General features: G+C 46.6%; 8 protein-coding genes and 1 pseudogene. 3 read left to right on the plus strand and 6 right to left on the minus strand.

The annotated features are described in order from the left end of the window. Positions 1–500: hypothetical protein (locus tag LDL40_RS13905; protein ID WP_300995988.1), on the minus strand; the 500-nt coding region annotated here is incomplete at its 3' end. Positions 501–738: 238 nt separating this feature from the next. Here LDL40_RS13905 and LDL40_RS13910 point away from each other — a divergent pair. Next, positions 739–1434 (plus strand): flagellar brake protein, encoded by a 696-nt coding sequence (locus LDL40_RS13910; RefSeq protein ID WP_300995989.1) that lies wholly within the window; start codon positions 739–741, stop codon positions 1432–1434. 29 nt (positions 1435–1463) lie between these two features. On the opposite strand, the gene metH is transcribed toward LDL40_RS13910, so the two are convergent. From metH to metA, 3 genes are read right to left on the minus strand one after another with little or no spacing between them, the layout of a single operon-like run. Then, positions 1464–4091 carry a methionine synthase gene (gene metH / locus LDL40_RS13915; RefSeq protein ID WP_367304331.1) on the minus strand — a complete coding sequence of 876 codons (2628 nt, stop codon included), beginning with the start codon at positions 4089–4091 and terminating at the stop codon, positions 1464–1466. Continuing rightward, entirely contained in the window at positions 4091–5155 is a 1065-nt protein-coding gene (locus LDL40_RS18800) for a homocysteine S-methyltransferase family protein (protein ID WP_367304332.1), read from the minus strand. The genes metH and LDL40_RS18800 overlap by 1 nt, the downstream gene beginning before the upstream one ends. Continuing rightward, positions 5155–6078, minus strand: a complete 924-nt coding sequence (gene metA, locus LDL40_RS13920) for a homoserine O-succinyltransferase (protein WP_300995990.1) — start codon at positions 6076–6078, stop codon at positions 5155–5157. Before metA ends, LDL40_RS18800 begins: the two co-directional genes overlap by 1 nt. Positions 6079–6246: 168 nt before the next feature. Here metA and LDL40_RS13925 point away from each other — a divergent pair, with 168 nt between their 5' ends. Continuing rightward, positions 6247–7131: a hypothetical protein gene (locus LDL40_RS13925; protein ID WP_300995992.1), complete on the plus strand. Its 885-nt coding sequence runs from the start codon at positions 6247–6249 to the stop codon at positions 7129–7131. A 140-nt stretch (positions 7132–7271) separates the two neighbouring features. Here the strand turns inward: LDL40_RS13925 and recA are convergent, their stop codons facing one another. Both recA and LDL40_RS13935 read right to left on the minus strand, forming a co-directional pair. Next, positions 7272–8330, minus strand: a complete 1059-nt coding sequence (recA, locus tag LDL40_RS13930) for a recombinase RecA (protein ID WP_300995994.1) — start codon at positions 8328–8330, stop codon at positions 7272–7274. Between the two features lie 66 nt (positions 8331–8396). After that, positions 8397–8888: a CinA family protein gene (locus LDL40_RS13935; RefSeq protein WP_300995995.1), complete on the minus strand. Its 492-nt coding sequence runs from the start codon at positions 8886–8888 to the stop codon at positions 8397–8399. A 32-nt stretch (positions 8889–8920) separates the two neighbouring features. Between LDL40_RS13935 and LDL40_RS13940 the strand changes: the two are divergent. Beyond that, positions 8921–10000 (plus strand): annotated as a pseudogene (locus LDL40_RS13940) (DNA mismatch repair protein MutS); the annotation flags it as partial.

Here is a 10000-nt window from a genome sequence, read left to right on the forward strand (position 1 = left end):
CTGCTTCCTCCTGACACCTTTAAATTCACATGGCCATTGAGCAAGCTCACTCCCTGCACATGAGTCCAGTACTCCGGAATTTGTACGTCCTGAAAGGTCACATCTAAATTAGCCATTTTCGACAGGCTATAGGCCAAAATAGTCAAAGATAAACAGTTTGCCTGATGACGGGCTAAAGTCTCAGTTGCGGTCAGGGTAGCGCTATTGTCATAGGTAATGCTTTTCCCTTTCAGAAAAAAAATATAATTGAGCAACGCATCTGTTTTTTCGCGTGCAGAACGCAGAGGTTTCACCATACGTTTCATATCAGAAATCGCGTAGTCGGGCAGCGCAAATATTTCTTGCTCTGTTTCTATCTCATCAGCAGACATAGGCAAAAACAATTCATCAACCAGATACTGACGGGGATCGTCGTTCAGTTTTGGCGCCGATGTTTGACTACATCCCGCATTAAGCAAAAGCAATAGACCGCATACACAACTTAAGGTAATTCTTTGCATTTGATTCTCCGACCAGAAGCTTCATAACTCTGGGAAATAGAGAGACTAGTTCCACTTGTACTATAGAACACTGCGGCTGTTATGGTAATCAGCTTTCACTTCCGCCTGCCCCCTATTTCCTTCCGTTGGCGTCATCTCTTTACAGACAATCACCAAACCTGAATTTGCACATTTATCAGTTTTGCACTATTAATCAAAGATTCAACTATGTTCGATTTTTAAGCAGGGGTAACTTTCAATGGAGCAGACGTTACTTTCGCCCTTAGTTCACGAAAAAATCCGCCATCTCCACCCTGGGTCTGTAGTGGATTTACAATTCTCCCAGCCCAGCAGCTTAAGGATCCGAACCTCCCTGGTGGGGTATGAGAAAAGCCGATATCTGATCCTGAAATTGCCGCCACAAGTTATAGAAGGCGGTTACAAAGACATCTTCGTCGAAGGAAATATGACTGTAGTGCGTTGTTTGCTTGAAGGAGAACTAGGCGAGTGCATCGCCTTTAAAGCCATGATTAAGACGATTTCTCATCACCCTGTACATCTGCTGTTTCTGGAGTATCCACAGCATATTGAAAATAGATCGTTGCGCGCAAAACAGAGGGTGCGTGCATTTATTCCTGCTTATGTTAATCCGGTTCAACAAGGGGCTTTGCCTGAAACCTTTTCGTTGTATAACGGCTTTGTGATCGATATTTCGCCTTGTGGCTGCCGTTTCTCAATAAAAACTCCAGCAGAAGCAGATCAAATTAATAAGGTATCTGTTTTAATGGAACTGCTGATCCCGGGAGAAGAGGAACGCATTCAAATCCCCGGAGAGATTATGAACTGCCATCAGGAACTACAGGAATTGTCTTTAGGCATTAAATTCGAATTGCCGGAACGACAGGTAGCGAAAATGCTGCAGCGTTTTATCGTCGACCCGGCCATCGCCAGTTAATGAAATGGGGCAGCGGAACTGCCCTACTATTATCCCAGGTTTGGCGCTAACCAGCTGTCAGCTTGCACTGCAGTCCAGCCTTTTTTCGCAGCATATTCATCTTTTTGGTCAGTACCAATTTTGCTGACCGCAAAGTACTTACTATCCGGGTGGGCAAAGTACCAGCCACTGACGGCGGCACCAGGCCACATGGCGTAGCTTTCAGTCAACTGAATACCGGTTTGAGCCTCTACATCCAATAACTGCCACAAGGTGCCTTTTTCGGTATGTTCAGGACAAGCAGGGTAACCAGGAGCAGGCCGGATCCCCTGATACAGCTCACGAATAAGCTGCTCGTTATCCAGAGCCTCATCCGGCGCATAACCCCAGAATTCCCGCCGCACCTTCATATGCAGATATTCAGCTAAGGCTTCAGCTAAACGATCAGCTAAGGCTTTAACCATAATGCTGTTGTAATCGTCATGCTGAGCAGCAAATTCAGCAGCCAGCTCATCAGCACCAAAACCTGTGCTGACAGCAAAACCGCCGATATAGTCGGCAATCCCAGAACCCACAGGCGCAACAAAGTCAGCTAAGCAGCAGTTTGGATTGTCGTTACGCAGCTGCAGCTGCTGGCGTAAATTCAACAATCGGCAGCGCTCTGTCGTTCTGCTTTCATCTGTGTAGACAATAATGTCATCGCCGTCGCTATTGGCGGGAAAGAAGCCAAATACCGCTTTGCCCTGCACTTTCTTCTGTTGGATCATCAAGTCAAGAATAGCATTGGCGTCTTTGTGGACACGACGTGCTTCCATGCCCACTTCAGGGTGATTCAGAATAGCCGGAAACTTACCAGACAACTGCCAGGTCAGGAAAAACGGCGTCCAGTCGATGTAATCGCGTAGCACCTCTAAATCCACATCCTGCCATAAATGCACACCAGGCTGTTGCGGTGCCGCGGCCACTTTGGTTAAATCCAGCTGGAATTTATTGGCCCGAGCCTGCTCCAGCGTCAATAACTTCTCGCCTGGACGGCTGCGGGCATGCTGGTCACGGGCTCTGTCGTATTCGTCATTGACCCGTTCTAAAAAGGCCGGTTTGTGTTCTTTGCTTATAAGCGACTGCACCACTGAGACACTACGCGATGCGTTTGGTACATAGACCACACCATGCGGATAATTCGGTGCAATTTTGATGGCAGTGTGGGCTTTGGATGTCGTAGCGCCACCAATTAACAGCGGAATATCAAAACCTAAGCGAGTCATTTCTTTGGCGACGTGCACCATCTCATCCAAAGACGGCGTAATAAGGCCAGACAAGCCGATAATATCCACATTCAGTTCTTTGGCTTTTTGCAGCAAGGTGGCGCAAGGCACCATGACACCAAGGTCTATCACTTCATAGTTATTACACTGCAGTACTACACCGACAATGTTTTTACCTATATCGTGCACATCGCCTTTCACTGTCGCCATCAGCACTTTGCCTTGAGCCTGAGCACCTGTGCCGGCTTTTTCCAGCTCAATAAAAGGCTGTAAATAGGCCACAGCTTTTTTCATCACCCGGGCAGATTTAACCACCTGAGGCAGGAACATTTTACCTTCACCAAATAAGTCGCCGACCACGTTCATGCCGTCCATTAGCGGACCTTCAATCACATGCAAGGGACGTTCAACAGTTAAGCGGGCTTCTTCAGTATCCTGATCAATAAAGTCGGTGATGCCTTTGACCAAGGCATGTTCCAGACGTTTATGCACAGGCCAGGCACGCCAGGCTTCGTCTTCTTTGACGGCCACAGCGCCATCGCCTTTAAATTCAGCGGCGATGTCCAGTAAACGCTCTGTCGCATCGTCACGGCGGTTTAAGATCACATCTTCAACCCGCTCACGCAGCAGTTCTGGAATATCGTCATACACCGCCAACTGACCTGCGTTGACTATGCCCATGTCCATACCAGCGCCTATGGCATGGTATAAAAACACTGAGTGCATAGCTTCCCGCACCGGATCGTTACCGCGGAACGAAAAGGAAATATTAGACACACCACCAGAGATCTTAGCGTAAGGGCATAATCGCTTGATTTCACGGGTCGCTTCAATAAAGTCGACCGCATAATTGTTATGCTCTTCGATACCTGTTGCGACGGCGAAAATGTTCGGGTCAAAGATGATATCTTCAGGTGGGAAACCAATCTGATTGACCAGAATATCGTAGGCACGCTGACAGATTTCGACTTTACGCTCTTTGGTATCAGCCTGACCTTTTTCATCAAAGGCCATCACGACGACGGCAGCACCGTAACGGCGTAACAATTTAGCCTGATGTAAAAACGGCTCTATGCCTTCTTTCAGCGAAATGGAATTGACCACAGGCTTACCCTGAATACATTTCAGCGCCGCCTCTATCACCTCCCATTTGGACGAGTCGACCATAATTGGCACTCGGGAAATGTCTGGCTCAGAGGCTAATAAATTCAGATAACGCACCATGGCCGCCTTGCTGTCGAGCATGGCTTCGTCCATGTTGATGTCGATGATCTGCGCACCGTTTTCGACTTGTTGACGGGCGACGTCTAAAGCTTTTTCGTATTCGCCTTCTAATATCAGCTTTTTAAAACGGGCTGAGCCTGTGACGTTGGTGCGTTCACCAACGTTAATAAAACGGGCTTGTTGTCGCATTACCACTCCAGACCAAAAGCTTCTAAACCAGACAAATGAAACTGGTGCGTTTTCTGTTTTGGCTGCCGGGCTGGCAAGCCTGCAACTACATCGCTGATCGCTTTAATATGTGCAGGCGTAGTGCCACAACAACCACCGACAATATTTAAAAAGCCCTGCTCTGCCCAGTCAGCTATTTCTTTGGCCATCTCAGTAGCACCTAAATCGTATTCGCCAAATTCATTCGGCAAACCGGCGTTTGGATGCACTGAAACATAACATTCTGAAATACCTGACAACGTCTCAACGTAAGGCCGCAATAAATCCGGGCCTAAAGCACAGTTCAAACCAAAACTGACAGGCTCTACATGAGAAAGTGAATGATAAAAAGCTTCAGTGGTCTGGCCGGACAAAGTACGACCTGAAGCGTCAGTGATAGTGCCAGAGATCATCACAGGCAAACTGTAGCCTAGCTCGTCAAAAACCTTCAGCACAGCAAAAGCAGCAGCTTTAGCATTTAAGGTATCAAAGATGGTTTCCAGCATAATAATGTCAGCCCCACCTTCAATCAGCGCATGAGTGGATTCAGAGTAGGCAGTGACTAAGGTATCAAAGTCGACATTACGGAAACCCGGGTCGTTCACATCAGGTGATATAGAAGCAGTTCTGTTGGTTGGACCTAACACACCAGCGACAAAACGGGGTTTATCCGGTGTGCTGTATTCATCACAAGCACGGCGTGCCAAAGCAGCCGACTCTCGATTGATGCGCGCTGATAAATGCGACATCTCGTAGTCCGCCATCGCAATAGGAGTAGCGTTGAAGCTATTGGTTTCGAGAATATCAGCACCAGCAGCTAAATACTGGCGATGGATATCCAGAATAAGTTCGGGTTTGGTCAGCACCAGCAAGTCGTTATTGCCTTTCAGATCGGTTGACCAGTCGGCAAACTCAGTGCCGCGGTAATCTGCTTCCTGCAATTTATACTGTTGGATCATAGTGCCCATAGCACCATCTAATACCAGAATACGCTCCGCCAACAGCGCACGAAGGGCGTCCGGAGTTAACACACTGCGATTGGTCATTACTGCTGCCCTATCTGCTGAATATCAAAAGGTGTGGCCTGGTACACATAATAGTTCAGCCAGTTGCTGAACAATAAAAATGCATGGCTTTGCCACAACTTATGTGGACCTTTGGCAGGGTCGTTTTGTTTATAGTAGTTCTCTGGAATTTTTGGCTCAAGACCAGCGGCCAGATCACGCTGATATTCATCATTTAAAGTGGTTAAATCGTACTCTGGATGACCAGTGACAAAAACGCGGCTACCGCTGCTGTTTTGCAGCAAATAAGCACCAGTGGCATCAGCTTCAGCCAGTACATGTAAATCTGGGTGATGTTGATACTTTTGTTTGGGCACCTGAGCATAACGCGAATGAGGCACTAAAAACTCATCATCAAAACCCCGTACCAAAGGGCTTAAAGGCTGACAGACATTTTGCCAGTACACGCCTGATAACTTTTCACCACGAATTTCGCGCTGTAAACCATAGTAATGGTATAAAGCCGCATGAGCGGCCCAGCATAAAAACAAGGTCGAAGTGACGTGGCGGTCAGCCCAGGTCAGAATTTCTGCCAACTGCGGCCAGTAACTGACGTCCTCATAATTCACTAAACCTAAAGGCGCGCCAGTGATAATTAAACCATCGTAGTTTTGCTGCTGCACATCAGAAAAATAACGGTAAAAACAGTCCAGATGGTTTTGTGGCGTATGTTTGCTGACATGGTTATCAAGACGAATCAGCTCTACATCAACCTGCAATGGACTATTGGCTAACAAGCGCAATAACTGGATTTCAGTCGCTACTTTATTTGGCATCAAATTCAAAATAGCAATTTTCAGCGGTCGGATATCCTGCGATAAAGCCCGGCTTTCCGTCATGACAAATACATTCTCCGCAGAAAGAGCTTCCACAGCAGGTAACTGATCAATGACTTTAATAGGCATAGTATCTCCGACAAGGCTGAAAAATGAGGTTACTCTGGCTCAAAGCCATGGAAATGTCAACTTCTAAACGTTTAGACGTCCAAATAAAAACAGGGAATAATGTTCTTCCTACCAAACACCGCTAATACTGTTTATGCTTACAAAACTTTTTACCAACAGGATTCCATCATGCAAAAAACCTGTTGTTGGATTTTAATGTTGAGCTGCTTGCTCAGCGGATTTTTTGTACTAGCAAAACCTCTGAATATTTACATCAGAGATGATGTTTATCAGGACTACCTTTCCTTTTTGAATGGGCGGGACGTGCTGGATTTGAAGGATTTTAGCGGCAGTTATATGCGTCGCGATGTGGCCGATATGGTGCTACTGCAACAAGCCTTAAAGTTGGGAGGTTTTCATCAAAGCTTTCAATATCTGCCAGGCAAAGTTAATTTTAGGAATACTAAAATGCTGGAAAGTGGCGAACTACTGCTTAGTTTCGATACATACTGGCTCAGCGATGCAAACAAATTATCAGATAAGGTTTATATTTCCAGCCCTATAGTAAAACGCGGTCAGTATATGGCTGGCATCTATACCAACCCACAAAACACTAAAGTACTTGCAATCAAAGAGCTCAGTGATCTGGCCGAGCTTACAGCAGTTTCTACACCTAAATGGCATACCGATTGGGCAACATTATCGGCATTACCACTTAAAGAATTGATACGGGAAGACGAGTGGTTAAGTCAGGCACGTATGGTTTATATGCAGTGGGTCGATTTTATGCTGATGCCCTTCTATCCATCAAAGGACGGCAGCTTTGCATTGGAGCAAATCAGATTACAACTGGTACCCGGCATAGCAGTTTTATTGGATGACAGCAGGCATTTTGTCATTAGCAAACAACATCCTCAGGGTAAATCTGCTTACGCTGCACTAAACAAAGGTCTGGCGCTGTTGGAGCAACAAGGCCGGATAGAACAACTGTATACTCAGGCTGGTTTTTTTATCGATCTGAAAAAATACAGAATATTGAATCCATCAACGCAAAGCGCTAATAAAACAGACTAAATTAAAGACACTGAATTTTGCCAGTCAAGCTTACAGATTAAAAATCATCAGGCTCAAAAACAACAAACCCGGCTTTAAACCGGGTTTATTTAGCTTAGTATGCTTATTTTTTTATAGTTGCAGCTCTGAACTCATCCAGCTTACAAATCAACTTCTGCGTCTTCTGGCACCATACCAAAATCTTCTGCTGGTGATGGAGCACCTTTAGAAGGTTCCAGCAACAGCATACGACGTAATTCATTTTCAATTTCTTTGGCTACCGCAGGGTTTTCTTGCAGGTATTTCATAGCGTTGGCTTTGCCCTGACCAATTTTGTTGCCTTTATAGGCATACCAGGCACCAGCTTTGTCGATCAGCTTATGCAGCACGCCTAAGTCAATCAATTCGCCATCTTTGCTGATACCAGCGCCGTACATAATAATAAATTCAGCTTGTTTAAATGGCGGTGCTACTTTGTTTTTCACCACTTTGACGCGGGTTTCGTTACCTGTCACTTCGTCACCATCTTTGACAGAACCAGTACGACGAATATCTAAACGCACTGAAGCATAGAATTTTAATGCGTTACCGCCAGTGGTGGTTTCAGGTGAACCAAACATCACACCAATTTTCATCCGGATTTGGTTGATGAAAATACATAAAGTGTTTGAACGTTTGATATTACCTGTCAGTTTACGCAAAGCCTGAGACATTAAACGAGCTTGTAAACCTACGTGGCTGTCGCCCATATCGCCTTCAATTTCAGCGCGAGGTGTTAAAGCGGCCACCGAGTCGACAATGATCACGTCTACCGCAGCAGAGCGCACCAGCATGTCACAGATTTCCAGCGCCTGTTCACCTGTATCCGGCTGAGACACTAATAAATCGTCGACGTTTACACCTAATTTTTTCGCGTACACAGGGTCCAGCGCGTGTTCAGCATCGATAAAAGCACAGGTTTTACCCATGCGCTGAGCTTCTGCGACGACTTGTAAAGTTAAAGTAGTTTTACCTGAAGATTCAGGACCGTAGATTTCAACAATACGACCACAAGGCAAACCACCTATACCGAGCGCTATATCCAAACCTAACGAACCTGTAGGGATAAAGTCGATATCAAGCGCTGTGCTATCGCCCAGACGCATAATAGAACCTTTACCAAACTGGCGTTCGATTTGACCTAAGGCTGCGGTCAGTGCTTTTTGTTTATTGTCGTCCATTGCTCTCTCCGGTGAATTCTTGGATGCACTCAAAGTGCTGTATGCTCATACAGTAGTCTTTTTGTTTTAGTCTGTCAATAACAAGATGAGCTGCTGTAAAACAAAATCGATCGCCTGCTGGCGTACTGTCGCTCTATCGCCATCAAAGATACGGTGCGACAGCACCTGATGGCCTGAAATTTCAAAACAAAAATGCACAGTGCCCACAGGCTTACCGGCTGAGCCACCGCCAGGTCCTGCTATCCCAGATACAGCCACTGCAACTTCAGCCCCAGCCGCTTTGGCTGCGCCTATGGCCATTTCCAGTACTGTTTCTTTACTCACAGCACCGTATTGCAGCAAAGTTTCGGCTTTGACTCCCAACAACTGCTGCTTGGATTTATTGCTGTAAGTGACAAAAGAGCGGTCCAGATAGGTTGAACTGCCGGGTACTGCGGTTAACACATAAGCAATACCACCGCCAGTGCAGGATTCTGCTGTGGTGATACTGAAGTTTTTCCGCAATAATAGCGCTCCGAGCTCCGCCGCCAAGTTGTAGGTGGTTACTGGAATTGTCATCTTTGGTCCAACGCAGGAATTATTAAGCCATTATGCCGCCAGAACAGAAAGACGGGCAAGCCCTAAGCCCGCATACTCCGATGATGCAACAGTACCTTGGCCTGAAATGCCAGCATCCTGATATTTTGCTGTTTTATCGTATGGGTGACTTTTACGAGCTGTTTTACGATGACGCCAAAAAGGCCTCTGCCCTGTTAGATATTTCCCTGACCAAAAGAGGCCAGTCGGCTGGACAACCTATTCCTATGGCTGGCGTACCTTATCATTCAATTGAAGGTTACTTAGCCCGTTTAGTGCAACTGGGCGAATCTGCTGCTATTTGTGAACAAATTGGCGATCCGGCCTTGAGCAAAGGCCCGGTTGAACGTGCTGTGGTGCGTATTGTGACGCCTGGCACAGTCACAGACGAAGCGCTGCTGAATGAACGTCAGGACACCCTGGTATCTGCTTTGTATCAGCAAAAAGGCAGCTATGGTTTTGCTTACTTAGATCTAAGTAGCGGTCGCTTTTTAGTCAATGAAGTCACGCATCTGGATGATTTATTGGCTTTATTACAGCGCTTAAATCCGGCAGAAATTTTATATGCCGAAGAGCAAGACTGGCCGGATAGCATCATCAACCGCAAAGGCGTGCGTCGCCGCCCTGTCTGGGAGTTTGAGCTAAGCAATGCCAAGCGTTTACTGACCCAACAATTTGGCACCCGCGACTTACAAAGCTTTGGCGTGGAACAAGCCCCAGTAGCTTTAATGGCGGCCGGTTGTTTAATGGGTTATGTCAAAGACACCCAGCGCGCTCAGTTGCCGCATATCCGCTCTATCGCCTTAGAACGTAATCAGGACTGCATCGTATTAGACGCAGCCACCCGACGTAACCTGGAGCTGACCCAAACTTTAGCAGGCCAGTTTGATCACACTCTTGCGGCAGTACTGGATCAATGCCAGACCGCTATGGGCAGTCGTCTACTGAAGCGCTGGATCCATGCGCCGCTGCGCGATCAGGCCTTGGTATCAGCCAGGCATCAGGCTGTGGCTGAATTGCAGCACCATCATCAGAGTTTACAGCCGCTGTTTAAACAAGTAGGTGATACAGAGCGGGTGATAGCCCGTTTAGCA

The sequence above is a fragment of the Rheinheimera sp. genome (assembly GCF_020217005.1).
Classification (GTDB): Bacteria; Pseudomonadota; Gammaproteobacteria; order Enterobacterales; family Alteromonadaceae; genus Pararheinheimera.

Coding starts and splice junctions, on each gene's coding strand:
- LDL40_RS13910 (WP_300995989.1), top strand. CDS start 739: ATGGAGCAGACGTTACTTTCGCCCTTAGTTCACGAAAAAATCCGCCAT.
- metH (WP_367304331.1), bottom strand. CDS start 4,091: ATGCGACAACAAGCCCGTTTTATTAACGTTGGTGAACGCACCAACGTC.
- LDL40_RS18800 (WP_367304332.1), bottom strand. CDS start 5,155: ATGACCAATCGCAGTGTGTTAACTCCGGACGCCCTTCGTGCGCTGTTG.
- metA (WP_300995990.1), bottom strand. CDS start 6,078: ATGCCTATTAAAGTCATTGATCAGTTACCTGCTGTGGAAGCTCTTTCT.
- LDL40_RS13925 (WP_300995992.1), top strand. CDS start 6,247: ATGCAAAAAACCTGTTGTTGGATTTTAATGTTGAGCTGCTTGCTCAGC.
- recA (WP_300995994.1), bottom strand. CDS start 8,330: ATGGACGACAATAAACAAAAAGCACTGACCGCAGCCTTAGGTCAAATC.
- LDL40_RS13935 (WP_300995995.1), bottom strand. CDS start 8,888: ATGACAATTCCAGTAACCACCTACAACTTGGCGGCGGAGCTCGGAGCG.